Source organism: Cupriavidus ulmosensis, assembly GCF_977008105.1.
Genome location: NZ_CDRMWP010000001.1, coordinates 3318801 through 3345639 on the forward strand (window position 1 = coordinate 3318801; position 26839 = coordinate 3345639).

23 protein-coding genes, 1 tRNA gene and 2 pseudogenes are annotated in these 26839 nt (G+C 69.1%); 21 read left to right on the plus strand and 5 right to left on the minus strand.

The window, feature by feature from the left end:
* Positions 1-10: 10 nt before the first annotated feature.
* The 9 genes from ACWTPI_RS15300 (at position 11) to ACWTPI_RS15340 (ending at position 7431) form a co-directional block, all read left to right on the plus strand.
* Positions 11-460, plus strand: coding sequence for a type IV pilin protein (locus ACWTPI_RS15300; RefSeq protein WP_454732060.1), 450 nt, complete (start codon positions 11-13; stop codon positions 458-460).
* A 3-nt stretch (positions 461-463) separates the two neighbouring features.
* Positions 464-1045 carry a GspH/FimT family pseudopilin gene (locus ACWTPI_RS15305; protein WP_454732061.1) on the plus strand — a complete coding sequence of 194 codons (582 nt, stop codon included), beginning with the start codon at positions 464-466 and terminating at the stop codon, positions 1043-1045.
* Positions 1046-1122: 77 nt separating this feature from the next.
* Complete coding sequence (gene ribD / locus ACWTPI_RS15310) at positions 1123-2241, plus strand: bifunctional diaminohydroxyphosphoribosylaminopyrimidine deaminase/5-amino-6-(5-phosphoribosylamino)uracil reductase RibD (RefSeq protein WP_029043866.1); 1119 nt, start codon at positions 1123-1125, stop codon at positions 2239-2241.
* A 159-nt stretch (positions 2242-2400) separates the two neighbouring features.
* On the plus strand, positions 2401-3024 hold the full coding sequence (locus tag ACWTPI_RS15315; RefSeq protein WP_454732062.1) for a riboflavin synthase: 624 nt from the start codon (positions 2401-2403) through the stop codon (positions 3022-3024).
* 126 nt (positions 3025-3150) lie between these two features.
* Positions 3151-3645: a hypothetical protein gene (locus ACWTPI_RS15320; protein WP_454732063.1), complete on the plus strand. Its 495-nt coding sequence runs from the start codon at positions 3151-3153 to the stop codon at positions 3643-3645.
* A 258-nt stretch (positions 3646-3903) separates the two neighbouring features.
* On the plus strand, positions 3904-5013 hold the full coding sequence (ribBA, locus tag ACWTPI_RS15325; RefSeq protein WP_020204251.1) for a bifunctional 3,4-dihydroxy-2-butanone-4-phosphate synthase/GTP cyclohydrolase II: 1110 nt from the start codon (positions 3904-3906) through the stop codon (positions 5011-5013).
* A gap of 82 nt (positions 5014-5095) precedes the next feature.
* A complete protein-coding gene (gene ribH / locus ACWTPI_RS15330) occupies positions 5096-5599 on the plus strand; it encodes a 6,7-dimethyl-8-ribityllumazine synthase (RefSeq protein ID WP_020204250.1) in 504 nt (167 codons plus the stop codon).
* Positions 5592-6098, plus strand: coding sequence for a transcription antitermination factor NusB (gene nusB, locus ACWTPI_RS15335; protein ID WP_020204249.1), 507 nt, complete (start codon positions 5592-5594; stop codon positions 6096-6098). Before ribH ends, nusB begins: the two co-directional genes overlap by 8 nt.
* 151 nt (positions 6099-6249) lie before the next feature.
* On the plus strand, positions 6250-7431 hold the full coding sequence (locus tag ACWTPI_RS15340; protein WP_454732064.1) for a pyridoxal phosphate-dependent aminotransferase: 1182 nt from the start codon (positions 6250-6252) through the stop codon (positions 7429-7431).
* A 316-nt stretch (positions 7432-7747) separates the two neighbouring features.
* Here the strand turns inward: ACWTPI_RS15340 and ACWTPI_RS15345 are convergent, their stop codons facing one another.
* Positions 7748-8821: a lytic transglycosylase domain-containing protein gene (locus ACWTPI_RS15345; protein ID WP_029043865.1), complete on the minus strand. Its 1074-nt coding sequence runs from the start codon at positions 8819-8821 to the stop codon at positions 7748-7750.
* A 631-nt stretch (positions 8822-9452) separates the two neighbouring features.
* Here ACWTPI_RS15345 and ubiD point away from each other — a divergent pair.
* Positions 9453-10982 (plus strand): 4-hydroxy-3-polyprenylbenzoate decarboxylase, encoded by a 1530-nt coding sequence (gene ubiD, locus ACWTPI_RS15350; RefSeq protein WP_454732065.1) that lies wholly within the window; start codon positions 9453-9455, stop codon positions 10980-10982.
* 116 nt (positions 10983-11098) lie between these two features.
* Complete coding sequence (locus tag ACWTPI_RS15355) at positions 11099-13123, plus strand: acetoacetate--CoA ligase (RefSeq protein WP_454732066.1); 2025 nt, start codon at positions 11099-11101, stop codon at positions 13121-13123.
* Between the two features lie 121 nt (positions 13124-13244).
* Here the strand turns inward: ACWTPI_RS15355 and ACWTPI_RS15360 are convergent, their stop codons facing one another.
* The gene (locus ACWTPI_RS15360) at positions 13245-13898 is read right to left on the minus strand and encodes a glutathione S-transferase family protein (protein WP_020204244.1); all 654 of its coding nucleotides are present in this window, start codon (positions 13896-13898) and stop codon (positions 13245-13247) included.
* Positions 13899-14389: 491 nt separating this feature from the next.
* Between ACWTPI_RS15360 and ACWTPI_RS15365 the strand changes: the two genes are divergently transcribed.
* Entirely contained in the window at positions 14390-15604 is a 1215-nt protein-coding gene (locus ACWTPI_RS15365) for a polyhydroxyalkanoate depolymerase (RefSeq protein WP_020204243.1), read from the plus strand.
* Between the two features lie 69 nt (positions 15605-15673).
* On the opposite strand, the gene ACWTPI_RS15370 is transcribed toward ACWTPI_RS15365, so the two are convergent.
* Positions 15674-16096: a cupin domain-containing protein gene (locus tag ACWTPI_RS15370; RefSeq protein WP_029043863.1), complete on the minus strand. Its 423-nt coding sequence runs from the start codon at positions 16094-16096 to the stop codon at positions 15674-15676.
* Between the two features lie 348 nt (positions 16097-16444).
* Here ACWTPI_RS15370 and ACWTPI_RS15375 point away from each other — a divergent pair, with 348 nt between their 5' ends.
* The 6 genes from ACWTPI_RS15375 (at position 16445) to ACWTPI_RS15400 (ending at position 24145) form a co-directional block, all read left to right on the plus strand.
* Positions 16445-17422 carry an aldose epimerase family protein gene (locus tag ACWTPI_RS15375; RefSeq protein WP_454732067.1) on the plus strand — a complete coding sequence of 326 codons (978 nt, stop codon included), beginning with the start codon at positions 16445-16447 and terminating at the stop codon, positions 17420-17422.
* A 172-nt stretch (positions 17423-17594) separates the two neighbouring features.
* Positions 17595-19163 (plus strand): methyl-accepting chemotaxis protein, encoded by a 1569-nt coding sequence (locus tag ACWTPI_RS15380; protein ID WP_454732068.1) that lies wholly within the window; start codon positions 17595-17597, stop codon positions 19161-19163.
* Between the two features lie 355 nt (positions 19164-19518).
* Positions 19519-20427: a LysR family transcriptional regulator gene (locus ACWTPI_RS15385; RefSeq protein ID WP_454732069.1), complete on the plus strand. Its 909-nt coding sequence runs from the start codon at positions 19519-19521 to the stop codon at positions 20425-20427.
* Positions 20428-20672: 245 nt separating this feature from the next.
* Positions 20673-21608: an N-carbamoyl-D-amino-acid hydrolase gene (locus ACWTPI_RS15390; protein ID WP_454732070.1), complete on the plus strand. Its 936-nt coding sequence runs from the start codon at positions 20673-20675 to the stop codon at positions 21606-21608.
* Between the two features lie 66 nt (positions 21609-21674).
* A complete protein-coding gene (locus ACWTPI_RS15395; protein ID WP_059411232.1) occupies positions 21675-22652 on the plus strand; it encodes a Bug family tripartite tricarboxylate transporter substrate binding protein in 978 nt (325 codons plus the stop codon).
* 5 nt (positions 22653-22657) lie between these two features.
* Positions 22658-24145, plus strand: coding sequence for an N-acyl-D-amino-acid deacylase family protein (locus ACWTPI_RS15400; RefSeq protein WP_454732071.1), 1488 nt, complete (start codon positions 22658-22660; stop codon positions 24143-24145).
* A gap of 100 nt (positions 24146-24245) precedes the next feature.
* Here the strand turns inward: ACWTPI_RS15400 and ACWTPI_RS15405 are convergent, their stop codons facing one another.
* Positions 24246-24623, minus strand: coding sequence for a hypothetical protein (locus tag ACWTPI_RS15405; RefSeq protein WP_454732072.1), 378 nt, complete (start codon positions 24621-24623; stop codon positions 24246-24248).
* Between the two features lie 148 nt (positions 24624-24771).
* Between ACWTPI_RS15405 and ACWTPI_RS15410 the strand changes: the two are divergent.
* Positions 24772-25314 (plus strand): annotated as a pseudogene (locus tag ACWTPI_RS15410) (methyl-accepting chemotaxis protein); the annotation flags it as partial.
* Between the two features lie 45 nt (positions 25315-25359).
* Here the strand turns inward: ACWTPI_RS15410 and ACWTPI_RS15415 are convergent.
* The gene (locus tag ACWTPI_RS15415) at positions 25360-25560 is read right to left on the minus strand and encodes a hypothetical protein (RefSeq protein ID WP_043366939.1); all 201 of its coding nucleotides are present in this window, start codon (positions 25558-25560) and stop codon (positions 25360-25362) included.
* A gap of 275 nt (positions 25561-25835) precedes the next feature.
* Here ACWTPI_RS15415 and ACWTPI_RS15420 point away from each other — a divergent pair.
* Positions 25836-25910, plus strand: a tRNA-Gly gene (locus ACWTPI_RS15420).
* A pseudogene (gene trmB / locus ACWTPI_RS15425) lies at positions 25883-26745 on the plus strand (tRNA (guanosine(46)-N7)-methyltransferase TrmB). Before ACWTPI_RS15420 ends, trmB begins: the two are co-directional and overlap by 28 nt.
* Positions 26746-26839 lie beyond the last annotated feature (94 nt).

A 26839-nucleotide genomic window follows, 5' to 3' on the forward strand; every position in this document is an offset into this window, starting at 1 on the left:
AGAACCGCCCATGACACGCCGGCCACGCCCACGCGGCTTCACGCTGCTCGAATTGCTGGTCACGCTAACCATCGCCGCGATCCTTGCCGCAATGGTCATTCCCGCCTGGCACCGCCATGTCGAGCGCGGCTGGCGCGCCGAGGCGCGCAGCGCGCTGATCGGCGGCATGCTGGAACTGGAGCGCCACGCGCTGGCCGCCATGACCTTCGCGGCGGAACCCGGCGGCGCGCTGGTGGCCGGCCGGTGGCCGCGCCCCGTGCCGCCGCCGCCGGTACGCTCGCGCCACCTGATCAGCGCCGGCGCGTGCCCGGGCGCCGGGCTGGAGCGCTGCGTCGAGTTGCGCGCGGTGCCGCAGCGGCCCGATGCGCCGTGCGGGACGCTGATCCTGCGCAGCACCGGGGAATGGCTCGCGCACCCGCCCTTCGCCACCGAACCGGTGCCGCTGCCGCCGGCTTGCTGAACAATGGCGCCGTACCGCGTACACCGAGCAGACCGGACGAACCGGACAGACCGCGGCGCCACGCTGGCCGAACTGCTCACCTGCCTCGCCGTGCTGGCCATCCTCGCGGCAGCGGCGTGGCCGTCCTGGCAGCGGCTGCTGGCCCGGCAGCAGGTCGAACTGGCGGCGGACCGGCTGGCCGGCTCGCTCGCGCTGGCGCGCGCCACGGCCGTGGCCAGGCGCGAGGACGTGGTCCTGTCGCCGCTGCCGGACAGCCTCGCGCTGGACCGCGGCTGGCGCCTGAGCCTGGCGTCGGCGCGGGCATCGGCGGACGGGCCCGCCGGGGATGCCTTCGCCGTGGTGCAGACGCACGGCGCCTGCCTGCGCATCGGGCTGCGCTCCACCGCGCCGGGCAGCCATGCGCTGCGCATGACAGCTGTGGGATACTCTCGTTCGGAGCAAGGCGGTTTTCTCGCCGCCACCTTCACCGTGAGCTGCCGCGGCGAACAACGGCTGCTGAAGCTCGGCGCGCACGGCCGTGTCCGCATGTGCACGCCGGGGCGGGACGCGGACTGCGACGGCCCGCTCCAGGCCGGAGCGCCATGACACCGGAACCCGTCGGCACCCGTTGCCGACCCTCATCCAACGCGCCGCGCGCGCGACCAGAAAGCACACCTAGCCTCATGTTCTCAGATACCGATCACGCAGCCATGGCACAGGCTCTCGCGCTGGCCGCGCGAGGCATGTACACCACCACGCCCAATCCGCGCGTCGGCTGCGTGCTGTCGAAGGACGGCAAGGTCATCGGCCAGGGCTTCACCCAGCCCGCCGGCCAGGACCACGCGGAAATCCAGGCGCTCAAGGACGCCGCCGCGCATGGCCACGATCCCGCGGGCGCGACCGCCTACGTCACGCTCGAGCCGTGCAGCCATTTCGGCCGCACGCCGCCGTGCGCCGATGCGCTGGTGCGCGCCGGCATCGCCTGCGTGGTCGCGGCGATGGAAGACCCGAACCCCGCGGTATCCGGGCGCGGCCTGCAGCGCCTGCGCGAGGCGGGCATCGACGTGCGCTGCGGCCTGCTGGAGAAAGAGGCGCGCGAACTCAATATCGGCTTCGTCTCGCGCATGACGCGCGGCCTGCCGTGGGTGCGCGTCAAGGTGGCGGCCTCGCTCGACGGCGGCACCGCGCTGCACGACGGCACCAGCCAGTGGATCACCGGACAGGCCGCGCGCGACGACGGCCATGCCTGGCGCGCGCGCGCCAGCGCCATCCTCACCGGCATCGGCACGGTGCGCGACGACAACCCGCAACTGAACGTGCGCGCGGTCGAGACGCCGCGCCAGCCGCAGCGCGTGGTGGTGGATTCGCGCCTGGAGATCCCGCTGGACGCGCGCCTGCTGATCCCCGACACGGGCGACTTCGCCAAGCCGGTGCTGGTGTTCTGCGCCTTCGACGACGCCGCCCGCCGGCGCGCGCTGGAAGCGCGCGGCGCCGAAGTGGTGGTGCTGCCCAACCCGCACGGCAAGGTGGAGCTGCGCCGCATGCTGGAGGAACTGGGCCGGCGCGGCATCAACGAGCTGCACGTGGAGGCCGGCTTCAAGCTCAACGGCTCGCTGATCCGCGAGCATTGCGTCGACGAGCTGCTGGTCTACCTCGCGCCCAAGCTGCTCGGCGACGCGCAGGGCATGTTCAACCTGCCGCCGCTGGCGCGCCTGCAGGACGCGGCCGCCTTCCGCTGGCACGACGTGCGCATGGTCGGCGAAGACCTGCGCCTGCTCGCCCGGCGCATCGACCACGCATAACAGCAGGCGCGGGAGCGGGGCGCGCCGCCGGCGGCGCGCATGGCGGCGGGCGGGGGCGACGAACGGGAAACGGGAAACGGGAAACGGCGACAACGAAACCGCCGCGCACCTGCTAGCATGCATGTTTTCCCCATCGCCTCTTCCACTCTTCCACCGACCATGTTTACTGGCATTGTCGCGGCCGTCGGCCGCATCGAAACCGTGTCCCCGCTGGCCGCCGGCGAAACCGCCGGGGTGCGCCTGCGGGTGCGCGCCACCGGGCTGGACCTGTCCGACGTCGCCCTCGGCGACAGCATCGCCATCCAGGGCGCCTGCATGACGGTGATCGCGCTCGAAGGCGACACCTTCGACGTCGATGTGTCGCGCGAATCGCTCGGCAAGACCGCCGGCCTGGACCGTCCGGGCCGCGTCAACCTGGAAAAGGCGCTGCGCCTGGCCGACCGCCTCGGCGGCCACCTGGTGTCCGGCCACGTCGACGGCCTCGGCGAAGTCACCCACTTCGCCCCGGTGGGCGAATCCCACGAGCTGCGCATCCGCGCCTCGCGCGAGCTGGGCCGCTACCTGGCCTACAAGGGCTCGGTGGTGGTCAACGGCGTCTCGCTGACGGTCAACAAGGTCAGCGACGACGCGCAGGACTGCACCTTCTCGATCAACCTGATCCCGCACACCATCGAAGTCACCACGCTGCAGGACCTGCAGGCCGGCGCGCGCGTGAACCTGGAGATCGACCTGATCGCGCGGTACGTGGAGCGCATGATGAGCGCGCCCAAGGACGCGGCGTAGGCATCCGCCGGCGCCCTCCCCGCCGCGGGAGAGGCGCCATCATTTTCGGCTCATTTTCCCTTTCTACGATGGTTTCCATCGCGGGCGCGCACCGGCTCCCGCACAGACAACCACGAGGAAGAGATCATGACGACCCACCAAATCCTGCTGATCGCCGCGCTGTGCTGCTATGCGGTCTATCGCCAGACCGTGCGCAGCGAGGTGGACGGCAAGTCGCGCTTCAAGCTTGCCGCCATCTACGCCATCGTCGGCTTCGTGGCCGGCGGCATCCATGCGCCGGCGTCGCCGCTGGCCTGGACCCTGCTGCTGGGCGGGCTGGCGATGAGCGCGGCGGTCGGCTACGTGCGCGGACGCCTGACCACGCTGTCGGTCGAGAACGGGGCCGTCTACGCGCAGGGCACGAAGCTGACGATCGCGCTGTTCCTGGGCCTGGTGCTGGTGAAGTTCGCGCTCGGCGCGGCCGCCTACATGGCCGGCACGGCGGTGGCCCACAGCAGCGGCTTCGGGCAGGTAATGGTGCTGATCGCCGTCATGGTCGCCTTCCAGGCCGAGATCGTCTGGCAACGGGCGAAGGCGCTGCTGGGCATGCATGCCGGCGTGCCGGCCGCGCAAGGCGCCTGAGCCTGCCCGCCGGCCGGCGGCGGCCGGAAATCGCCACCGCGCGCCCCGAGGGGCGCGCTTGACGTACAATATCGGGCCAGACCGCCGCCGCGGCCAGCCGGTTTTCCTTGCGCGCGCCAGTTCCGGGCCCGCCCCGGGGCCAGCCGGGTCCGGTCCGGTCCGGGCGGCGCCGGCCGGACGACGCCGGCCTTCCCCGCCCCGAATACCAAGAGCGCTCCGCACTCCGCCCCAACCTCAGCCTGCCGCAGCCCGTACCTCATGACAATCGCCCGTACCGAAGACATCATTGCCGAAATCCGTGCCGGCCGCATGGTCATCCTGGTCGATGAGGAAGACCGCGAGAACGAAGGCGATCTGGTCCTGGCAGCCGATTTCGTCACCCCGGAAGCCATCAACTTCATGGCGAAGTACGGGCGCGGCCTGATCTGCCTGACGCTGACCGCCGAGCGCTGCCGCCAGCTGGACCTGCAGCCGATGGTCAGCCGCAACGGCACGGTGCACGGCACTAACTTCACGGTGTCGATCGAGGCGGCCGAGGGCGTGACCACCGGCATCTCCGCGGCGGACCGCGCGCGCACCGTGCAGGCCGCGGTCGCCAGGGACGCCCGCCCGGCCGACCTGGTCCAGCCCGGCCACATCTTCCCGCTCACGGCGCAGCCCGGCGGCGTGCTGATCCGCGCCGGCCACACCGAGGCCGGCTGCGACCTGGGCACGCTGGCCGGCCTGACCCCGGCCGCCGTGATCTGCGAGATCATGAAGGACGACGGCACGATGGCGCGCCTGCCCGACCTGATCGAGTTCGCGCGCGAGCACGACATCAAGATCGGCACCATTGCCGACCTGATCCACTACCGCAGCCGCACCGAGAGCATCATCGAGCGCGCCGGCGAGCGCAGCATGCAGACGCCCTACGGCACCTTCCACAGCATCATCTACCGCGACAAGCCGAGCGGCCGCGCCCACCTGGCGCTGGTCAAGGGCACGCCGCGCCCGGACCGCGAGACGCTGGTGCGCGTGCACGAGCCGCTGTCCACGCTGGACCTGCTGGAAGTGTCGCGCACCACGCATTCGTGGAGCGTGCCCGCCGCGCTCGAGGCCATCGCCGAGGCCGAGCACGGCGTGATGGTGCTGCTGAACTGCGGCGACTGCTCGACGCAGCTGTTCGCGCAGTTCTCGGCGCTCGACGCGCCGCAGGACCGCTCGCGCCACAAGCCGGACCTGCGCACCTACGGCACCGGCGCGCAGATCCTCAAGGATGTCGGCGTGGGCAAGATGCGCGTGCTGGCTTCGCCGCTGAAGATGCCGAGCATGACCGGCTACGACCTGGAAGTGACCGGCTACCAGCCCATGCGCGGCCAGGCAGACTGATACACCGACCCCGAACACCGCATACCGGCGGCCGCGCCTTTCCCGATCGCGCCGGCCGCGAACCGAACCCAGGAGAATACAGATGGATCACGGTTTCTACCCCAGCAACCTCGAAGGCGAAGGCCTGCGTATCGGCATCGTGCAGGCCCGCTTCAACGAGCCGGTCTGCGACGAGCTGCGCGAAGCCTGCGTCGCCGAGCTGGAAAAGCTGGGCATCGAAGGCGAAGACACCCTCGTGGTGACGGTGCCCGGCGCGCTGGAAGTGCCGCTGGCGCTGCAGAAGATGGCCGAAAGCGGCCAGTTCGACGCGCTGATCGCGCTCGGCGCCGTGGTGCGCGGCGAGACCTACCACTTCGAGCTGGTTTCGAACGAATCGGGCGCCGGCATTACCCGCGTGGGCCTGGACTTCAACGTGCCCATCGCCAACGGCATCCTGACCGTCGACACCGACGCCCAGGCGCATGCCCGCACCCGCGAGAAGGGCCGCGACTGCGCCCGCGCCGCGGTGGAAATGGCCAACCTGGTCGCGGCGCTGGATTCGCTGCGCAGCCAGGAAGAGGACGAAGACGAGGACGACGATGAGTGACGCGCCCGAGAGCAGCAACCCGGCCGGCAAGCCCGCGGCCCCGGCAGGCAAGTCCGAGCCCAAGGCGGCGCCCAAGAGCGCGCGCCGCCGCTCGCGCGAGCTCGCGCTGCAGGGCCTGTACCAGTGGCTGCTGAACCGCAACGACACCGGCGCCATCCAGGCCCACCTGCATGACGCGCAGGGCTTCAACAAGGCCGACCGCGAGCACTTCGACGCGCTGCTCAACGGCGCGATCCGCGAGGAAAGCACGCTGACCGGCGTGTTCGCGCCGTTCCTGGACCGCCCGGTGGACGAGCTGTCGCCGGTCGAGCGCGCCGCGCTGCTGATCGGCAGCTACGAGCTGGTGCACTGCATCGACATCCCGTACAAGGTCGTCATCAACGAAGCCGTGGAACTGACCAAGACCTTCGGCGGCGTGGAAGGCTACAAATACGTCAACGGCGTGCTGGACAAGCTGGCCGCCCAGGTGCGCGCGCCCGAACTGGCCGCGCGACGCTGAGCCCGGCAGCCGGCGCCGCCCGCGCGGCGCCCCTGCCACGACGACACCCGCTCCAGGCGGGTGTTTTCACTTTCGCCGGCGGCCCCGACCGACCAACGGGCCGGCCAGGCTTCATTCCCCCAGGCTTCATCCCCTTACTCCGCTACCCGCCATGAACCCGCAGCGCCTCGCCACCGCCTCCCGCCTCGCCCACATCGACGCCTTCCACGTGATGGAACTGGCCAAGCAGGCCGCCGAACTGGAGCGGGCCGGGCGCCACATCATCCACATGGGCATCGGCGAGCCCGACTTCACCGCGGCCGAGCCCGTGGTCAGGGCGGCGGAGGCGGCCATGCGCCGCGGCGTCACCCAGTACACCGGCGCGCTCGGCATCATGCCGCTGCGCGAGGCCATTGCCGCCCACTACAAGAGCGCCTACGGGATCGACGTGCCGGCGCGCCGCGTGATCGTCACCGCCGGCGCCTCGGGCGCGCTGCTGCTGGCCTGCGCGGTGCTGGTGGAGATCGGTGCCGAGGTGCTGATGCCGGACCCCAGCTATCCGTGCAACCGCCATTTCGTGGCGGCCTTCGACGGCCGCGCGAAGATGATCCCGAGCGGCCCGGCCGAGCGCTTCCAGCTCACCGCCGAGCAGGTCGAGGCCAACTGGCACGCGCACACCCGCGGCGTGCTGCTGGCGTCGCCCTCGAACCCGACCGGCACCTCGATCCTGCCGGACGAGCTCGCGCGCATCCTCGCCGCCGTGCGCGCGCGCCGCGGCTTCGCCATCGTCGACGAGATCTACCAGGGCCTGTCGTACGACGCGCCGCCGGTGTCGACGCTGAGCCTGGACGACGACGTGGTCACGGTCAACAGCTTCTCCAAGTACTTCAACATGACGGGATGGCGCCTGGGCTGGCTGGTGGTGCCCGACGCGCTGGTGGACGCGTTCGAGAAGGTCGCGCAGAACCTGTTCATCTGCGCCTCGGCGGTGGCCCAGCATGCCGCGCTGGCCTGCTTCACGCCCGAGGCGCTGGCCATCTACGACGAGCGCAAGGCGGAGTTCCGCCGCCGCCGCGACGCCATCGTGCCGGCGCTGGAGTCGCTCGGCCTGCACGTGCCGGTCAAGCCGGACGGCGCCTTCTACGTGTATGCCGACTGCCGCGGCGTCAACCATCGCGCCGCCGGCGATTCCGACAGCCTGACCCAGGCCATGCTGCACGAGGCCGGCGTGGTCATGGTGCCGGGCCAGGACTTCGGCCCGTACACGGCCAGCGATTACATCCGCATCTCCTACGCGACCTCGATGGCGAACATCGAAGAAGCGATGGCACGGCTGCGGAAGTTCTTCGCCTGAGCCCGGCAGCGCGGCAAGCAGAAAGCACCCGCGCCCCCAGGGGGCCTCTCCGGAGCGCCTGGGGCAGCACCTGATCCTCGCGCGGAAACTGCGGGAAATCACACAGCAGCAACTGGCCGGCCTCTCGGACCAGCCTCGCGGGCAAGACGGATCGGCAATACAAGAAAAGCCCCGCGAAGGCAGCTTCGCGGGGCTTTTTTGACTTCTCGATCCTCCTGGGGCTTTCAACGCCTTTTGCTGACGGCCAGCCCCTCGGGGGTGCTTTTCCCTGTTGCGCGGCAAGCCGCGCGGCACGCGGCCTCGGGCGCTCGGACGATCAGGCGCTCTTCGGCACGTTGCCGGCCGCTTCCAGCTTGTCGCCGTTGCCCTGGTGATGCACGGCCTGGGCCTGCGACTTGGCATTGGCGTCGGCCTCCGCCTCGGGCTTGGCCGCGACCGGCTCCGGTGCGCTGTGCACGCCCGGAAGCTGGCGCAGGCGGGCCCGCTCGGCCAGCACCTTGGCGCCGTAGCCGCCGTCGGTGTTGCTGGACGCGCCCACGTAGAACTTCAGGCCGCCTTCGAGCGAGCCGGCGCGGGCGATGCAGTCCTTGAGCACCAGCGCGCCGATCTTGATGTTGGCATACGGGTTGAGCGCGGCTGCCACGCCGCCCACGGCCTCGTACTTGTCCTGGTGGACCTTGGTCATGACCTGCATCAGGCCCTGCGCGCCGACGCCGCTCTCGGCGTACGGGTTGAAGCTGGACTCGATGGCGATCACGCCCAGGATCAGCAGCGGATCGATGCCGACCTCGCGCCCGGTCAGGTACGCGGCCTTCACCAGTTGCGCGGTGGCCTGCGCCGCCACGCGGTATTTGCGGGCAATGTAGTCCGCCACCACGGCCTGCTCGCGCGCGCTGCCGAGCGTGGTCGGGTTGCGGGCGTCGAGCGCCACGCGCTGCGCCGGAATCTGCGCGGCCAGGTGGGCCACGGAGGGCACCTTGCCGGCCGGCTGGTTCCAGTCGTCGGTGCCGGACACCGTCGGCAGGCCCGGCGCCTTGGCCAGCACCGGAGCCGGCGCCAGACCGAGCTTGGCCGCGGCCACGTCGGCCGAGGCGGCGGGCACCGCGGCTTCCATGAGCACCGCCGGCGCTTCGTCCCCGGCCAGCGCGCCGGCCAGGGCCGTGCGCCATTCCTGGCTGACCGCCAGCGAGACCGCCGCGACCACCGACACCACCCCGAGACTGTTCAGGGCATATTTCACTGTGGCGCGGCCGCCCCGGAAGGCGCGGCCCGCCACCCGGTGTGCGAGACGGACTTGCAATGCCCGACTCACCCCGGGAACCGGTTGTCTGAAGCGGACCTGCAATGCCCGTCCGACACCGGGAAGATGAAGGGTTTTCCAACCACTCATACTTACCTCCATCCGCCGTTCGCATCGTGCCGCGCCGAAACGCCTCACGCCGATGACCGCGTACTCAAGTAAGGATGCTGCACTGCCTAGCAAAGGCTGCCAGCACCTGTTGGTGGGCGCTCCCCATGCGCCCAACGAGAAACAGGGTAGGCTCTTGGGGGAGCCTGCCCTGCCGCGAACTACTCAATGCACCCGGCCAGCGCCGGGACAATCGATCGGGACCCGCCCTTGCTCAGGCGAATCCGCTTAGTGATCAGAGATGGATGTTTTTTTGCCAGCCCCTTGACAGGGAGGAAAAAAATGTGCTGCGACGCAACACTCCAACGAGCAGAACCGGATTGTAGGAACGCTTTTATACATCGTCAAGAATAACGATGTCAAAAGTCATAGCCTGTAGTTATATGTAACAATGTCCTTTACGCCGCTTCCGCCTCCCCCGAATTCGGCGAAAGTCAGTACTGGTAAAGCATCGGAGCAGTCTCCCCCAGCGCCGGCGCGGGAAAAAAATTTACAATTTGATGATGTAAATCAGGGCGATTTTTTTTCGCCACGCCATGCGGATGTGCACGAAGATCCGCATTCATTGCCGGCGCGGGCATTTTGCCGCGTCCAGGCACCAACAGAATTCACTATGAAATACAACGACTTGCGCGATTTCATCGGCCAGCTTGAAGGCCTCGGCGAACTGAAGCGGATCGGCGTGCCGGTGTCGCCCAACCTCGAAATGACCGAGATCTGCGACAGGCTGTTGCGGGCGGAAGGACCCGCCGTCGTGTTCGAAAGACCGAGCGATCCGCAGCGTCCTGGACAGACTTATAGCGTGCCCGTGCTGGCCAATCTGTTCGGCACGACACGCAGGGTTGCGCTGGGCATGGGCGCCGAAAGCCTGGCCGACCTGCGCGACATCGGCCGCGTGCTGTCCGCGCTCAAGGAGCCCGAGCCGCCGCGCGGCCTGCGCGAAGCGGGCAAGCTGTTCACGCTGGCCAAGTCGGTGTGGGACATGGCGCCCAAGCGCGTGAACAGCCCCGCCTGCCAGGAAGTGGTGTGGGAAGGCAACGACGTCGATCTCGCGCGCCTGCCGATCCAGACCTGCTGGCCGGAGGACGCCGCGCCGCTGATCACCTGGGGGCTGGTGGTCACCAAGGGCCCGCACAAGAAGCGCCAGAACCTGGGCATCTATCGCCAGCAGGTCATCAGCCGCAACCAGGTCATCATGCGCTGGCTCGCGCATCGCGGCGGCGCGCTGGATTTCCGCGAGCACGCGCTGGCCAGCCCGGGCAAGCCGTTCCCGATCGCCGTGGCGCTGGGCGCCGACCCGGCCACCATCCTCGGCGCCGTGACGCCGGTGCCGGACACGCTGTCCGAATACCAGTTCGCCGGCCTGCTGCGCGGCAGCCGCACCGCACTGGCCGGCTGCCTCACGCCCACGCTGTCCGAGCTGAGCGTGCCGGCCTCGGCCGAGATCGTGCTCGAAGGCCATATCCAGCCCGACCCCGGCCACCCGAGCGGCTACCAGCACGCGCTGGAAGGCCCCTACGGCGACCACACCGGCTATTACAACGAGCAGGACTGGTTCCCGGTCTTCACCATCGACCGCATCACCATGCGGCGCGACCCGATCTACCACTCCACCTATACCGGCAAGCCGCCCGACGAGCCGGCCATCCTCGGCGTGGCGCTCAACGAGGTGTTCGTGCCGCTGCTGCAGAAGCAGTTCCCCGAGATCACCGACTTCTACCTGCCGCCCGAGGGCTGCAGCTACCGCATGGCGGTGGTGCGCATGAAGAAGCAGTACGCCGGCCACGCCAAGCGCGTGATGTTCGGCGTGTGGAGCTTCCTGCGGCAGTTCATGTACACCAAGTTCATCGTGGTGGTAGACGACGACGTCGACGTGCGCGACTGGAAGGAAGTGATCTGGGCCATCACCACGCGCGTGGACCCGTCGCGCGATACCGTGCTGGTGGACAACACGCCCATCGACTACCTGGACTTCGCCTCGCCGGTCTCGGGCCTGGGCTCCAAGATGGGCATCGACGCCACCGACAAGTGGCCCGGCGAGACCACGCGCGAATGGGGCCGCCCGATCCGCATGGACGACGCCGTGAAGGCGCGCGTCGACGGCTTGTGGGACTCGCTGTTCGCGCAGCGCGCCAGCGCCTAGGCCGCGCTATGTAATAAGATCACGCCAAGCCGCACGCGGCGGCCACGCTGCCGCGCGGCAACATGAAAACCAGGCCATCCGCACGTCCGCGCCAGACGGAACCGAGGAGGAGACACATGACCACCCTTGAGGAAGGGAAACTGATGTGGACGCCGTCGCCGGCGTTCCGCGACGGCAGCCGCATCGCCGATTTCATGCGCTGGCTGGCGCGCGAGCGCGGCCTCGCCTTCGACGGCTACGGCGCCCTGTGGCAATGGTCGGTAACCGACCTGGAAGCCTTCTGGGACGCCATCCGCGCGTATTTCGACCTGCGCTTCGACACCGAACCGGCGCGTGTGCTGGCCGATCCCGCCATGCCCGGCGCGCGCTGGTTCGAAGGCGCCAGCCTGAACTATGTGCAGCAAGTGTTCCGCCACGCCGGCAGCGGCGCCGCGCGCCGGCGCGCGGCCATCCGCTTCGCCGGCGAGGCGGTCGGCGTGAGCGAGCTGAGCTGGGACGCGCTCGAAGCGCAGGTCGCCTCGCTGGCCCACGCGCTGCGGCAGATGGGCGTGGCGCGCGGCGACCGCGTGGCCGGCTACCTGCCCAACATCCCGGCCACCGTGGTGGCTTTCCTCGCCACCGCCAGCCTCGGCGCGATCTGGTCGGGCTGCGCGCCGGACATGGGCCAGGTCGCGGTGATCGACCGCTTCCGCCAGATCGAGCCCAAGGTGCTGGTTGCCGTGGACGGCTACCAGTACGGCGGCAGGCACCACGACCGCACGCCGGTGCTGGCCGACCTCGCCGCCGCCCTGCCCTCGCTGACCGACGTGGTGCTGGTGCCGTCCGGCCACGCGGACGCTGCCGCCCCGCCCCTGCCGCCGGGCGTGCGCCGCCACGCGTGGCGGGACGTGCTGGCGCACCGCGCGGCGCTGGCCATCGAGCCGGTGCCGTTCGACCACCCGCTGTGGATCGTCTATTCCTCGGGAACCACCGGCATGCCCAAGCCCATCGTGCACGGCCACGGCGGCATCGTCGTCGAGCAGGTCAAGCTCATGGCCTTCCACAACGACCTGGGCCCGGACGACGTGTTCCACTGGTACAGCAGCAGCGGCTGGATCATGTGGAACGCGCAGGTGGCCGGGCTGCTGCTCGGCACCACCATCGCGCTCTACGACGGCAACCCGGCCTACCCGGATGCCGGCGTGCTGTGGCGCTTCGTGGAGGCCGCCGGCATCACCGCCTTCGGCGCGGGCGCGGCCTTCTTCACCGCCTGCATGAAGGCCGGCATCGAGCCCGCGCGCGTGGCGGACCTGTCGCGCCTGCGCGCGCTCGGCTCGACCGGCTCGCCGCTGCCGGCCGAAGCCTACGACTGGATCTACCGCCACGTGCGCGCCGACATCTGGCTCGCGCCGATGAGCGGCGGCACCGATTTCGCCGGCTCCTTCGTGGCCGGCTGCCCAATCCTGCCGGTCTACTCCGGCGAGATGCAATGCCGCTGCCTCGGCGCGCGCGTGGAAGCGTTCGACGACGCCGGCCGCGCGCTGACCGGCGCGGTCGGCGAGCTGGTCTGCACCGCGCCGATGCCGTCGATGCCGCTGTTCCTGTGGGGCGACGCCGACGGCAGGCGCTACCGCGACAGCTATTTCGACACCTACCCCGGCGTGTGGCGCCACGGCGACTGGATCAAGATCACCGCGCACGGCGGCGCCATCATCTACGGCCGCTCGGACGCCACCATCAACCGCCACGGCATCCGCATGGGCACCAGCGAGCTGTACCGCGTGGTGGAAGACCTGCCGGAAGTGCTCGACAGCATGGTGGTGGACCTCGAATACCTGGGCCGCGAGTCCTACATGCCGCTGTTCGTGGTGCTGCGCGAAGGGCTGGCGCTGGACGAGCCGCTGCGCGAGGCCATGCGCGCGCGCATCCGCGCCGCGCTGTCGTCGCGCCACGTGCCGAACGAGATCCTGCAGGTGCCGGGCGTGCCGCGCACGCTGTCGGGCAAGAAGATGGAAGTGCCGGTCAAGAAGCTGCTGCTGGGCCACGCGCCGGACCAGATCGCCAACCGCGACGCCATGATGAACCCGGACACGCTCGACTGGTACTTCGCCTACGCCGTGGGCTTCCTGGCCGCGCGCGCCGGCGCATCCGCGGCGGCCTGACGGGGAGCGCGCCGAACGCCGCGCGCAGGAAGCGCGAAGGGGACCGGCTGCGGCAGCGCCCGCCGCGCCCGGTCCCCTGCGTTTTCGCTTCGTCTTCGCTCCTGGGCGCGCCGCGGCGCGCTCAGAATTCCACTTCGAGCTCGCTGATCTCGTCCGGCTCCTTGCGCGCCTCGGCGATCCATTCCTGCAGCTCGGGCATGGCGAGGATCTGCTTGCAGTACGCCACCGGCTGCGGGTCGAGCTCCACGCCGTAGGTCAGGAAGCGCGTCACCACCGGCGCGTACATCGCGTCGGCCATGCTGCGCTGGCCGAACAGGAACGGGCCGCCGTAGCGGGTCAGGCATTCGCTCCAGATCTGCACGATGCGGTCGATGTCCGCCTGCGCGCGCGACCACACCTTGAAGCCGGGGAAATGCCCCTTCAGGTTCATCGGCAGCGCCGCGCGCAGGGCGGCGAAGCCGGAGTGCATCTCGCCGCAGATGGCGCGGCAATGCGCGCGCGCGGCGCGGTCGTCGGGCAGCAGGCCGGCCTTGGGGCTGATCTCGTTGAGATACTCGCCGATGGCGAGCGTGTCCCACACCGTCACGCCCTGGTGGAACAGGCGCGGCACGAGGATGGACGGCGACAACAGCAGGATCTCCGCGCGCGCCGCGGCGTCGTCGGGCGGCACCAGCACTTCCTCGAAGTCGAGTCCCGCAAAACGCGCCAGCAGCCACCCGCGCAGGGACCACGACGAATAAGTCTTGCTGCTGATGGTCAGTGTCGTCTTCGCCATCACGTCTCCTTGCCATCTCGATGAGTCGTTGGAACGGCGGGCCGGCGACGCGCTCGCGGCGCGAACGATGCCCGGCATGCCGCCGCTGCTTCTTTCGCTGCTTCTTTCGCTGCGTTCCCCGCCGCTCACATCATTCCCGCCGCGGGTTTTCCCGCTGTCATGTCGTGCTATGTGCCGCATGCCGCGGCTCCTACCATGATGTTGTACTACATGGCGGGCGTGGCATCGCGGCCGGCGCGGCGCGGGAAAACGCGCCGCGGACAAGCGGCAGATGGTCCGCACCGGCGCGGTGCGGCTTGCGGCACCAGCATGAAGCCGCGCCGGCGCGGCAACCCTTCGTGCCACTTGCCGCACGCGGCGCTGGCGCCGCATTCGAACCAGAACCGGTCGCCCGTCTCCCCACGATGGCAGGCCCGCAAGCCTCATGCCAACAGAACGCCGTGGCACACATATTGCGGCGTATGAAGCCAACGCATAAAAGGGGGGCGGCCATGCTGTATCAGGTGTACCAGACTTATGCGGACCTCATGCAGCCAGCCTGCAGCGTGGCCGACATGATGGCGGTGGCAATGGCCGCCAACCCGCGCCTGGCCGCATGCGAGCCCATGCGCGCCACGCGCGCCGCGTGCGAGGTGCTGGCGCTGAGCCGGCTCACCCATCACCGCCCGGCCTTCGGCATCGACAGCATCACCGTCGACGGCACGCCGATGCAGGTGACGGAAGAAGTGGCGGCGCGCACGCCGTTCTGCACGCTGCTGCGCTTTCGCAAGCACGGCGCCGGTCAGCAGCCGCGCGTGCTGCTGGTCGCGCCGATGTCGGGCCACTTCGCCACGCTGCTGCGCGGCACCGTGCAGACCATGCTGCGCGACCACGACGTGTACATCACCGACTGGCACAACCCGCGCGACATCTCCCTCATGCACGGCCGCTTCGGCTTCGACGAATTCGTCCAGCACCTGATCGACTTCCTGCACGTGCTCGGCGGCGGCACGCACCTGATGGCGGTGTGCCAGCCCACCGTGGCCGCGCTCGCCGCCGTCGCGCTGATGGCGGAGGACGACGACCCGGCCCAGCCGCCCAGCCTGATCCTGATGGCCGGCCCGATCGACGCGCGCATCAACCCGACCAAGGTCAACGAGCTCGCCACCAGCCAGTCCATCGAGTGGTTCGAGCGCACGCTCACCAGCCACGTGCCGCTGCGCTTCGCCGGCGCCATGCGGCACGTCTATCCGGGCTTCGTGCAACTGACCGCCTTCATGAGCATGAACAGCGAGCGCCATCAGCAGGCCTTCCGCGACCTCTACGACCTGCGCGCCAACGGCGAGCACCAGCGCGCCGACGCCATCCAGACCTTCTACGAGGAATACTTCGCCACGATGGACCTCAGCGCCGAGTTCTACCTGGAGACGGTCAGCATGGTGTTCCAGCGCTTCCTGCTGGCGCAGGGCCTGCTCGACGTGGCCGGGCGCCGCGTGGACGCGCGCGCGATCCGGCGCACCGCGCTGCTCACGGTGGAAGGCGAGCGCGACGACATCTGCGCGATCGGCCAGACCATGGCCGCGCAGGACCTGTGCGCAAGCCTGCGCCCCTACATGCGCATGCACCACGTGCAGACCGGCGTCGGCCACTACGGCGTGTTCAACGGCAAGCGCTGGGACGCGCAGGTCTATCCGATCGTGCGCAACACCGTGCACATGACTTCGTAGGCGGGACCGCGCGGCGGTGGCCCCGGGATTTTTCTCCGGGGCTGCCGCGGCGGCCAGGCAATCGGGCGGTCAGGCCGCGTCGCGGTCGGCCGGCCACGGCGTCACCGCCGGCACCGCGCACGGCCCCTCGACCTCGACCGTGGCGAAATCGGCCGGCCCGACGATCTCCAGGTATTCCATGTCGGGCGAATAGTCGAACAGGTAATGCGTGATGCCGGGGCGCTGGTGCACGCAGTCGCCAGCGGCGACCAGCGTCTCCTTGTCCTCATACATGAAACGCGCCCAGCCCTTGAGCATCAGCACCACGTGGAACTCGGCCTCGTGCCGGTGCCAGCCGGTGCCCTGCTCGGGCGGCTGGTTGGCCTTGACCAGCTGCGCCAGCACCTTGCCGCCGGTGGCCTCGGCCACGCCCAGGTCGCGGTAGAGGAAGAAGTCGCGCAGGCCCTGGTCGACGAACGCCGTGTCGTGCGGGCGCACGTGGGAAAACTGCATGGGGGGAAGATCCGCGGCGGGCGCGCCGGCGGGTTCGCTGCTGGACTTGCTGTTGGACTCGGCCATGACAAGCTCCTTTCGCTGGTGGGGAAATGCGCTGCGATGCAACGCAACATCCGCGCCAGCGGGCCACGGCGCGCAAGGCGCGCCGCCACGCGGACAAATGTGAAGCGCCCGGCGCCGCCGGCGCGCCGCGCGCCGTGGCACACCCAACGCATGCACCCGCGCTGGGCGCCCGGCGCGCACACCGCCCGCGCCGCGGCACCGGCGCGGTGCTGCGGTTATGATTGCCATGCATCGCCGCTTCCGCCCCCGCCCGCCTCACCGTTGCCCGAGACCCCGCGCCACATGCAAGCCCCCGCCACCTCTTCCCCCGCTCCCTCCTTCACGCAGTTCCAGGGCCAGGACCTGGTCCGCGTCGGCGGCCACGACAACTATCTGCTGCTGGCCCAGCGGGCCGGCGCGCGCCTGGTGCGCTGGGTGCATCGCGGCGAAGACATCCTGCATTGGCCCGACCCGGCCGACTGGTCCCAGCCGGCGCGCGTGCGCGGCGGCAATCCGCTGCTGTTTCCCTTCATCGCCCGGCATTTCGTCGACGGCGCACCGGGCGCCTGGCGCGACGCGAACGGCGCGGTGCGCGCCCTGCCCAGCCACGGCTTCGCGCGCGACCTGCCATTCGCGCTCACGCAGTACGACGCCGGCAGCCACATCGCGATGACGCTGCGCGCCAGCGACGCCACGCGCGCGGGCTACCCGTTCGAATTCGCGTTCGAAGCCGGCTACCGCCTGCTCGAGGACGGACTCGAAGCCACGCTGCGCACGCGCAATACCGGCACGCAGCCGCTGCCGTACTACGCCGGCCACCATTTCTATTTCGCGCTCGCGCATGAAGCGCGCGGCGCGGCCGTGCTGGAGATGCCCGACGCCGACCTGATGCGCCAGCGCGCCGACGGCGCGCTGGACGCCCTCGGTGCCGGCGCCGCATCCTACTCGCTCGACGATGCGCGCCTGCAGGACACCTTCCACGTGCTGCGTGAATCGCACACCGCGCCGCACGCCGCGCCGCGCGCCTGCATCCTTGCCATGCCGCCCAACGCGGCGGCCCCGCGTGGCCGCCGGCTGGCGATCGAACTGGACGCGCCGGACGCGCCAGCAGCCGCGCCGTGGTTCGCCGTCACCACCTGGTCGGAGCACGCCGACGCCGACTTCTACTGCGTGGAACCGTGGCTCGGCCTGCCCAATGCCATCCACCACGGCACCGGGCTGCGCTGGCTCGCGCCGGGACAGGAAGAGACCGCCGTGTGCCGCCTGCGCATCCTGGCGTGACATCCGGCCACCCGCGCGCCTGCAGCCACCTGCCCGAAGCCGCTTCAGTTTTCCTCCTCCACAGCCGTAGACCGAAATAGCGCCCCCCGCAATCAGAGGCGTTTTCCGTGCCGCGGTCCTTGTGCCGCGCGGCAGCGGACACAAGAACGCTGTATCCAAGGAGAGGAAGACAATGTTGAAGCAACTGTCCATCCGGGGCTATCTCAGCCTCATGGTCGCCCTGTTCGGCTTTGCCCTGATGGTCGGGGCCGCGGCGGGACTGCTGTCCATGCACGCCGGCAACGAATCGCTCAAGCAGATGTACACCGTTGACACGCCCGCCGTGGCCGACCTCGAAGGCAGCGCCGGCCAGTTGCTGCGCCTGCGCCTGGCACTGGCGACCTACGCCTCGCTCACCGAGCTGAACAACCAGGAAGGCGCCAGCGCCGTGCTCGCGCGGTCCGGCCAGTACCTGAAGGCGGCCGACGAGCGCCAGGCGCACTACCTCGCCTCGGCCGGCAGCGGCGAGGAAGAGCAGCGCCTGATCAAGGACATGCAGGAAAAGCGCGCGAAGTTCCTCGCCGAAGGCGTGGAGCCGGCGCTGGCCGCGCTCAAGGGCGGCGACCGGCAGGCCTTCCTGCAACTGCAGGCTCACAAGCTGCCGCCGCTCTACGGCGCCTTCGAGAAATCCATGCTGGCGCTGGAAAAGCTCCAGCTCGACCGCGGCGCGCAACGCTATGAACAGGCGCAGAGCCGCTTCAAGGCGGTCAGCATCGCGGTCGCCGCCGGCCTGGCCGTCTCGCTGCTGCTGGCGTGGGCCGGGCGCGCGGCGCTGATGCGCGCCATCGTCGATCCGGTCGACGCCGCCATCGCGCAGTTCCAGCGCATCGCCGCCGGCGACCTGACCGGGCGCGTGGCCGTCACCAGCGACAACGAAATGGGCAAGCTCGGCGCGGCGCTGCAGAAGATGCAGGCATCGCTGATCGACACGGTCGGCACCGTGCGCAGCGGCAGCGAGTCGATCAACGTCGGCGTGCGCGAGATCTCCGCGGGCAACACCGACCTGTCCCAGCGCACCGAGGAACAGGCCGCGTCGCTCGAACAGACCGCCGCCAGCATGGAAGAGCTCACCTCCACCGTGAAGCAGACCGCCGAGAACGCCCGCCAGGCCAGCCAGCTCGCGCACGGCGCCTCCGGGCTGGCCGCGCAGGGCGGCGAACTCACGCAGCAGGTGGTCGGCACCATGCAGGACATCGTGACGCACTCGCGCCAGATCGGCGACATCGTCGGCGTGATCGAAAGCATCGCCTTCCAGACCAACATCCTCGCCCTCAACGCCGCGGTCGAAGCCGCCCGCGCCGGCGAGCAGGGCCGCGGCTTCGCGGTGGTCGCCGGCGAAGTCCGCTCGCTGGCGCAGCGCAGCGCCGGCGCGGCCAAGGAAATCAAGGGCCTGATCGGCGCCTCCACCACGCGCGTCGAAGCCGGCGCGCAACTGGTCGAGCGCTCCGGCTCGACCATGACCGAGATCGTCGGCGCCATCACCCGTGTCAGCGACATCATGAACGAGATCGCCGCCGCCTCCGCCGAGCAGAGCAGCGGCATCGATCAGGTCAACATCGCCGTCGCGCAGATGGACGAAGTGACGCAGCAGAACGCCGCGCTGGTCGAACAGGCCGCCGCCGCGGCCGGCTCGCTGGAAGAGCAGGCGCACAGGCTGTCGGCGGCGGTGGCGGTGTTCCGCGTTGGCGGCGGGCGCGCCTGAAGGTTATCCGGCGCGCATGCGAAGTTGATGGTCACGCCGCCCACGCGGGCGGCCGCCATGTTGTTGGGGCCGGTCATGATTTCGGGGCGGGCGTTCAGGAGAACGATGTCCTCCAGGCGCGCGCCGGCGCCGTCCGCGCTCGGTCGTGGCGGCGCTGTCGGGTGAGGGCGGCGCGGCCGGGCAGGCCGGCGGGTTGCCGGTATGATGCTCGTCGGCATGGCGCATGCCGGTTCAGCATGGACGTGGCTGACCGGGTCGAGAACAATGTCCAGACAAAGCCCGACATGGCGATGAACGTGATTTTCACTCAGGCGGTTTTCCCCGCCGGCTTGCTCCCGGCGGCGGGTGCCAGGCGATGAACCTGCGGCAGATCGAGGTCTTTCGCGCGGTGATGAGCACCGGGTCCGTCAGCGACGCATCGCGGCTGCTGCATGTCTCGGTGCCGGCGGTCAGCCGCATGCTGTCGTACACCGAGAGCCGGCTCGGCTTTCCGCTCTTTGAACGGGTCAAGGGCCGCCTGCATCCCACCGCGGAAGCGCGGCGGCTCTACCATGAGGTGCAGCTCGTCTACCGGGGCGTGGAACGCATCGGCGATCTCGTCCATGAACTGGCCGAGCGCCGGCACGGCCTGATCAGCATCGGCTCCAGCCCGAGTGTCGGGCAGATGCTGGTGCCCCAGGCCATCGCCGAGTTCCACATCGGCAATCCGGAAGTTCGCATCCATTTCCATTGCATGACCCACGCCCGGCTCAAGGAGCAGTTGCTGGGCCGGCAGATCGACCTGGGCATTTCCACATTGCCGATGGAGCATCCCAGTTTGCGCACCTCGCCCCTGGCGGCGAGCCGGCTGGTATGCATCTGCCCGCCCTCGCACCCGCTGGCGGCGCGCTCGTCGGTGAGTGTCGCCGATCTTCTGCCCTATCCGTTGATCGCGTATCCGCACGACACCCCTTTCGGCCAGCGGATCGACAACCTGTACGCGGAGATAGGCGAGACCCCACGCATCGAGATCGAAGCCGGCTTGCCTCATACGGCCTGCGCGCTGGTGCATGCGGGTGCCGGCATCGCGCTGGTGGACGAGTTCCTGCTGCGCGGTTGGCCCGGCGCGCGCTTCCGCATGCTGCCGGTGGAACAGGCGGCGCCCATCGTCGCGGATCTGGTGTACCCGCACGCCGAATCGCTGTCGCCAGTTGCCGAAGCGCTCATCCGGGTGATACGTGGGGTCATGACGCTGCACGGCCTGTCGCTCCCCGACCCCGGCTAAGGCACTCGCCTGGGCGCATTGCCCTGCCCTGTACCCCGTCGTCACGGAATGGTGCAAGCCGCACCGGCGCCGTGCGCCGCCCGCATGCGGCACCAACACGAGGCAATGCCTTAAACCGCGATTAAGGCTGACGCACAAACCGTCATTCGACGCGCCCGTTCCGCGTTCGGATAATGGTTTGCATGCCGGCGGCCCCGCAAGACGGCCCGTCCCGGCAACCCTCTCCCACTCTCCTTGAAGCCGACATGGACACCAAGCGTTCCCTTGGCCTGGCCGTTGCACAGATGGGCCCCGTCCACCTGGCCGACACCCGCGCCGCCGTGGTCCGCCGACTCGTGGAAATGCTGCGCGACGCCCGCGGCCGCGGCGCGACGTTCGTCGTGTTTCCGGAACTGGCATTGACCACCTTCTTCCCCCGCTACTGGATGGAGGAGACCGAAGCGCAAGAACGTTTCTTCGAGCGCAGCATGCCCGGCCCGGCGACGCAGCCACTCTTCGACGAGGCCAGGAAGCTCGGCATGGGCTTCTACCTTGGCTATGCGGAACTGACACCGGACCAGCGCGCCTTCAACACGTCGATCCTTGTCGCGCCGGACGGCGCCATCGTCGGCAAGTACCGGAAGATCCATCTGCCAGGCCATAGCGACCTCAAGCCCGAGGCACCGTTCCAGCATCTGGAAAAGAAGTACTTCGAAGTGGGCGACCTGGGCTTTCGCGTGTTCGACACGCAGGACACCCGGTTCGGCATGTGCATCTGCAACGATCGCCGCTGGCCGGAAACCTATCGCGTGATGGCGCTGCAGAGCGCCGAAGTGGTGGTGCTGGGCTACAACACGCCCTCGCGGAACATCCACTGGAACGAACCGGCGCACCTGCGGACCTCCACCCACCTGATCTCGCTGCAAGCCAATGCCTACCAGAACGGCATCTGGGTGGCGGCGGCGGCCAAGTGCGGCAGCGAGGACGGGCACCACATGATCGGCAACTCGGTCATCGTTGCGCCCACCGGCGAGATCGTGGCGCGCGCACTGACCGAAGACGACGAAGTGATCAGCGTGCGGGCGGACATGACGCTGGGCGAGCACTTCCGTCGGCACGTATTCAATTTCGCGAAGCACCGCCGGCCAGAACACTATCGCCTGATCACCGAGCGCACCGGTGCCGGCGAACCGCTGCCCTGATTCGAAAGAACTACGATTTTTTTCCACCGTTGCCCCGCACATCCACCTTTTCCGCAAGGATGCCGAATGCCCTCCTTTCGCCTTTCGACGCGCTTGTCCGTCGTCGCCATGAGCCTGCTGCTGTCCACGCCCCTGCTGGCGGCCTGGCCCGAAAAACCCCTGACCTTTGTGATCCCCTCCGCCGCGGGCGGCTCGCCGGACGTGCTGTCCCGCATCGTCACCAATGAGATGACCAAGACCCTGGGCGTGCCGGTGGTGATCGAGAACCGCCCGGGTGCCGCCGGCAACATCGGCATCCTGCAGATCAAGAACAAGGCTGCCGACGGCTATACCGTCGGTTACGGCAACGTCAACACGCTCGCGGTGAATCGGTCGTTGTTCAAGAAGCTGCCCTACGATGTGGATCGCGATCTGGTGCCGGTCGTCCACGCGTTCGATCTCTACAACGTGCTGATTGTCCGCAAGGACGCCCCCTTCCAGAGCGCGGCGGCGCTGATCGAGGCAGCGCGCAAGGCGCCGGGTACCCTGTCGTTCGGCGCGCCGGGCATCGGCACCACCGGCCACCTCGGCGGCGAGCTCTTCAAGCGAATGGCGAAAATCGACGTGCTGTTCGTGCCGTACAACGGCGGCCCCGCCGCACTGCAGGACTTGCTGGGCGGACGCATCGACTATCTCTTCGCCAATACCTCGGAAGTCGGCCCGCAGATCGCCGCCGGCAAGGTGCGGGCGCTGGGGGTCAGCAGCCCCAGGCGGCTGCCGATCCTGCCCGATGTGCCGACGCTGGACGAAGCCGGGCTGAAGGGCTACCAGACCGTGGCGTGGGGTGGCATCGTCGCGCCACGCGGCACGCCCGCGGACATTGTCAGCAAGATAAATCAGGCGGCAAACGCCGCGCTGAAAACGGATTCGGTGCGCGACGGCCTGAACAAGCTGGGCGCGGTTCCCGCCGGCGGCAGTTCCGCCGATTTCCAGCACGTCATCGACGAGGAAACCAGGCGCTGGGGGCAGCTGATCGAACAGGCGCACATCGAGAAACTGGACTGATGGACATGCCGCAACCCCTCACGGCTTCGACACGACTGCTGCTGCGCGCAGGCATGCTGATCGACGGCAGCGGCTCCCCGCCACGCGCGGCCGACCTCCTGATCGAAGGCGAGCGCATCGCTGCGATTGGCGCGCCCGGCACGCTGCATGCCGACGCGCCGGTGCTCGACATCGCCGGCATGGCGGTCGCCCCGGGCTTCATCGACTCGCACACGCACGACGACGGCTATCTGATCGCGCATCCGGACATGGTCCCCAAGGTATCGCAGGGGATTACCACCGTGGTCACGGGAAATTGCGGCATCAGCCTGGCGCCCTCTCCGGCAAGGCCACGGCTGCCGCAGCCGCTGGACCTGCTTGGACCGCGAGAGCTGTTCCGTTTCCCGAGATTCGCGGACTGGCTCGCCGCCCTGCGCGCGCAGCCCGCGGCCGTGAACGTGATACCGCTGGCGGGCCATACCACGCTGCGCGTGGCGGTGATGGACGATCTCGACCGGCCCGCCTTGCCGCAGGAACGCGCGCAAATGCGCGAACTGTTGTCCGAAGCGCTGGACGCAGGCGCTTTCGGCCTCTCGACCGGCACGTTCTATCCGCCCGCCACGCACGCGTCGACGCAGGAAATCATCGACGTCGGCGCCCCGTTGCGCAAGCGCGGCGGCATCTATGCCACGCACCTGCGCGACGAGGCCGACCACATCGATGCCGCGATTGAAGAAGCCCTGGCGATCGGCCAGTCGCTTGGCAGCCGCGTCGTGTTCTCCCACCACAAGCTGGCCGGCGAACGCAATCACGGGCGCTCGGCGGCAACGCTTGCCCGCATCGGCCAGGCCGCGGCGCTCCAGCCGGTATGCCTGGACTGCCACCCGTATCCCGCCACCTCCACGATGCTGCGGCTCGATCGCGTGCGCCTGGCCCGGCGCACGATGATCACATGGTCGGACGGCTACCCCGGCGCGCAGGGCCGCGACTTCGATGACCTCCAGCGCGAGCTGGGCCTCGACGACCAGCAGATGCTGGTGCGCCTTGCTCCGGCCGGCGCGATCTATTTCCTGATGAGCGAAGAAGACGTCGACCGCATCCTGGCCGATCCGCGATGCATGGTGGGGTCCGATGGCCTGCCCTTCGACAAGCACCCGCATCCACGCCAATGGGGCACCTTCACGCGGGTACTGGCCAGCCAGGTGCGCGAACGCGGCCTGCTGCCGCTGGAGACGGCGGTTCACAAGATGACCGGGCTGGCGGCACGGTACTACCGCCTGTCGGATCGCGGCTTGCTGCGCCCCGGCATGTACGCCGACCTCGTCGTATTCGATCCGCAGACAGTGACCGACCGCGCGACCTTCGACGCGCCCGTGCAGGCCAGCGAAGGCATCGTCGGCGTGTGGGTGAACGGGAAATGCGTATGGAACGGGGAATGCGCGACCGGCGAACTGCCGGGACAGATCCTGGTGGCGTCAACTGACGCCGGCCGAGAGGACGGCGCGCGAACCTGAGCGGCGGCCATTTCCGCCGTATCTTCGCTGTGTCTGCTGTATCTGTTTATGGCCTGGTCATCTTTTCCGGCTGGATCGTGGAAACTGCGCGATCCGCGCATTAGCCGGCCCGGGCGATGATCACCACGCCAAGCAGCACCACAACCGTGCCGATCACGCGCCCCCAACTAAGGTCGTCATGGAAAAACACGACGCCGGAGGCAAGCACGAGCAAATATACGATGCTCACGAACGGATACGCATAGCTCAACTCGAATTTCGAGAGCGCCAACATCCACACGACCCCTGCCAGAAATGTCGCGAGCAAAGTCGTCAGCACCCACGGGTTGATGAGCAATCCGGCAACGAATGCGATCTTCCCCGCGATGCCATCTGGCAAAGCGCCCGCCAGTCCAACCTGCCACCTCATGACCACCTGACTGTAGGTAGTTAGGAGAATCATGGCCAGTATGTACACATGGTCGAGGGTTCTGCTCATTGGGGAACTGCCCGTTCTTGATAAAGCGGGCATTGTAACAAGCCCTTCCCGTCGGCATCGACCTCGATATCTAGTCGTGACACGAGGCCGTTGGCACGGACCGGAGGCCTCGTGCTGCATTGGGGACACGCCGGAAGTAGTCTGGCCGATCGGCGACATCGTCGGCGTGATCGAAAGCATCGCCTTCCAGACCAACATCCTCGCCCTCAACGCCGCGGTCGAAGCCGCCCGCGCCGGCGAGCAGGGCCGCGGCTTCGCGGTGGTCGCCGGCGAAGTCCGCTCGCTGGCGCAGCGCAGCGCCGGCGCGGCCAAGGAAATCAAGGGCCTGATCGGCGCCTCCACCACGCGCGTCGAAGCCGGCGCGCAACTGGTCGAGCGCTCCGGCTCGACCATGACCGAGATCGTCGGCGCCATCACCCGCGTCAGCGACATCATGAACGAGATCGCCGCCGCCTCCGCCGAGCAGAGCAGCGGCATCGACCAGGTCAACATCGCCGTGGCGCAGATGGACGAAGTGACGCAGCAGAACGCCGCGCTGGTCGAACAGGCCGCCGCCGCGGCCGGCTCGCTGGAAGAGCAGGCGCACAGGCTGTCGGCGGCGGTGGCGGTGTTCCGCGTTGGCGGCGGTGGCCGGGAGCAGGCGCGCGCGGCGGAAACAGGGCAGCCGCGCATGGCGGCCCAGGCGGCGTGACGTGCCTTGGTCCGGCGCGCGCAAGCGCGCCGCCGGATACCCGCGTCAGCAGCGGCCCTTCTTCGCCTGCCCGGGCGGGCAGAACGATTCGTTGCCGTACTGATCCACGCGGCAATTCCCCTTCTTCGCCTGTCCGGGAGGACAGCCGCCGTTGCCCTGACCACCGCCGTGGTCGTCATACGGCGCCACCACGCAGCCGCTGAGCAGGGCACCGCAGGCAATGAACAAGGCAAGAAGGGATTTCATGATGGTGTCTATTCTCGAAGGTGTGCTTGATGCGGAGAATACCGGCCCGAGCGCACGCCGACTGTAAGGAATCGTGACGCCGAGGCAGGGGATATTCGCATCCGGATCAGGCCATTGCCAAGGCGGACAAGCCGACCGGCGCAAGACGCCGATGGCATCAAGGTACATGACGCCGGGCCCGACGCCGGCACCATCGGCTCACGGGCCAACGGCGCAGGTCGCGCCGATGCTTCCCATGCGCGAGTTATGCTAGAATCCGCGCCTGTCATGCCTTAGCGGGCGTCGTATAATGGCCATTACCTTAGCTTCCCAAGCTAAAGACGTGGGTTCGATTCCCATCGCCCGCTCCACCTCGAATTGAGACGAGCCGCCTTCGCCACCTGGTCATCGACCGACCAGGCTTCGCCCGGCGGCTTTTTTGTTGCCATGCTTCCCCAAGACCCCAGTTCCGACCCGACGCCGGCCGACGATGCCGGCAACGCGCCCGACCAGGCCGCCGCCGTGGCGCATCCGCGCCGCATCCGCTCGTTCGTGCGCCGCGCGGGGCGGACTTCCACCGGGCAGCAGCGCGCCATCGACGACCTGGGCCCGCGTTTCATCCTGCCCTACGCGCCGCAGCCGCTGGACTGGGAAGCCACGTTCGGCCGCGCCGCGCCGGCGATCCTGGAGATCGGCTTCGGCATGGGCGAGACCACCGCGCATATCGCGCAGCTGCGCCCGCAGGACAACTTCCTGGGCTGCGAGGTGCACGAGCCGGGCGTGGGCGCGCTGCTCAAGCTGATCGGCGAGCGCGGCATCGAGAATGTGCGGATCATGCCGCACGATGCGGTCGAGGTCATCGCGCACATGCTGACCGACGGCTGCCTGGACGGCGTGCACATCTTCTTCCCCGATCCCTGGCACAAGAAGCGCCACAACAAGCGCCGCCTGGTGCAGCCGCCGCTGGTGAAGCTGCTGGCCAGCCGGCTCAAGCCGGGCGGCTACCTGCATTGCGCGACGGACTGGGAGGAGTACGCCCACCAGATGGTGGAAGTGCTGTCGGGCGAGCCGGCGCTGGAGAACACTTCGGATGCGCCGGGCGGCTTCGCGCCGCGGCCGGACTATCGCCCCGTCACCAAGTTCGAGCGCCGCGGCGTGCGGCTCGGGCACGGGGTGTGGGATGTCGTGTTCCGCAAGCGGGCCTAGAACAGGCCTGAAGCGGGCCTGAAATGGGCCTGGCGTCGAGCCGATGAAAAAAAGCGTGGCTACTTGCAGCCACGCTTTTTTTTGCGCTCGCGCC

Bases quoted from the DNA above. Each gene is read 5' to 3' on its own strand.
- ACWTPI_RS15395 (WP_059411232.1), top strand. From the start codon at position 21,675: ATGCCCTCCTTTCGCCTTTCGACGCGCTTGTCCGTCGTCGCCATGAGC.
- ACWTPI_RS15380 (WP_454732068.1), top strand. From the start codon at position 17,595: ATGTTGAAGCAACTGTCCATCCGGGGCTATCTCAGCCTCATGGTCGCC.
- ACWTPI_RS15375 (WP_454732067.1), top strand. From the start codon at position 16,445: ATGCAAGCCCCCGCCACCTCTTCCCCCGCTCCCTCCTTCACGCAGTTC.
- ACWTPI_RS15405 (WP_454732072.1), bottom strand. From the start codon at position 24,623: ATGAGCAGAACCCTCGACCATGTGTACATACTGGCCATGATTCTCCTA.
- ACWTPI_RS15370 (WP_029043863.1), bottom strand. From the start codon at position 16,096: ATGCAGTTTTCCCACGTGCGCCCGCACGACACGGCGTTCGTCGACCAG.
- ACWTPI_RS15390 (WP_454732070.1), top strand. From the start codon at position 20,673: ATGGACACCAAGCGTTCCCTTGGCCTGGCCGTTGCACAGATGGGCCCC.
- ACWTPI_RS15300 (WP_454732060.1), top strand. From the start codon at position 11: ATGACACGCCGGCCACGCCCACGCGGCTTCACGCTGCTCGAATTGCTG.
- ACWTPI_RS15385 (WP_454732069.1), top strand. From the start codon at position 19,519: ATGAACCTGCGGCAGATCGAGGTCTTTCGCGCGGTGATGAGCACCGGG.
- ACWTPI_RS15320 (WP_454732063.1), top strand. From the start codon at position 3,151: ATGACGACCCACCAAATCCTGCTGATCGCCGCGCTGTGCTGCTATGCG.
- ubiD (WP_454732065.1), top strand. From the start codon at position 9,453: ATGAAATACAACGACTTGCGCGATTTCATCGGCCAGCTTGAAGGCCTC.
- ACWTPI_RS15315 (WP_454732062.1), top strand. From the start codon at position 2,401: ATGTTTACTGGCATTGTCGCGGCCGTCGGCCGCATCGAAACCGTGTCC.
- ACWTPI_RS15415 (WP_043366939.1), bottom strand. From the start codon at position 25,560: ATGAAATCCCTTCTTGCCTTGTTCATTGCCTGCGGTGCCCTGCTCAGC.
- ribH (WP_020204250.1), top strand. From the start codon at position 5,096: ATGGATCACGGTTTCTACCCCAGCAACCTCGAAGGCGAAGGCCTGCGT.
- ribBA (WP_020204251.1), top strand. From the start codon at position 3,904: ATGACAATCGCCCGTACCGAAGACATCATTGCCGAAATCCGTGCCGGC.
- ACWTPI_RS15365 (WP_020204243.1), top strand. From the start codon at position 14,390: ATGCTGTATCAGGTGTACCAGACTTATGCGGACCTCATGCAGCCAGCC.
- ACWTPI_RS15360 (WP_020204244.1), bottom strand. From the start codon at position 13,898: ATGGCGAAGACGACACTGACCATCAGCAGCAAGACTTATTCGTCGTGG.
- ACWTPI_RS15355 (WP_454732066.1), top strand. From the start codon at position 11,099: ATGACCACCCTTGAGGAAGGGAAACTGATGTGGACGCCGTCGCCGGCG.
- ACWTPI_RS15305 (WP_454732061.1), top strand. From the start codon at position 464: ATGGCGCCGTACCGCGTACACCGAGCAGACCGGACGAACCGGACAGAC.
- nusB (WP_020204249.1), top strand. From the start codon at position 5,592: ATGAGTGACGCGCCCGAGAGCAGCAACCCGGCCGGCAAGCCCGCGGCC.
- ACWTPI_RS15400 (WP_454732071.1), top strand. From the start codon at position 22,658: ATGCCGCAACCCCTCACGGCTTCGACACGACTGCTGCTGCGCGCAGGC.
- ACWTPI_RS15345 (WP_029043865.1), bottom strand. From the start codon at position 8,821: ATGAGTGGTTGGAAAACCCTTCATCTTCCCGGTGTCGGACGGGCATTG.
- ACWTPI_RS15340 (WP_454732064.1), top strand. From the start codon at position 6,250: ATGAACCCGCAGCGCCTCGCCACCGCCTCCCGCCTCGCCCACATCGAC.
- ribD (WP_029043866.1), top strand. From the start codon at position 1,123: ATGTTCTCAGATACCGATCACGCAGCCATGGCACAGGCTCTCGCGCTG.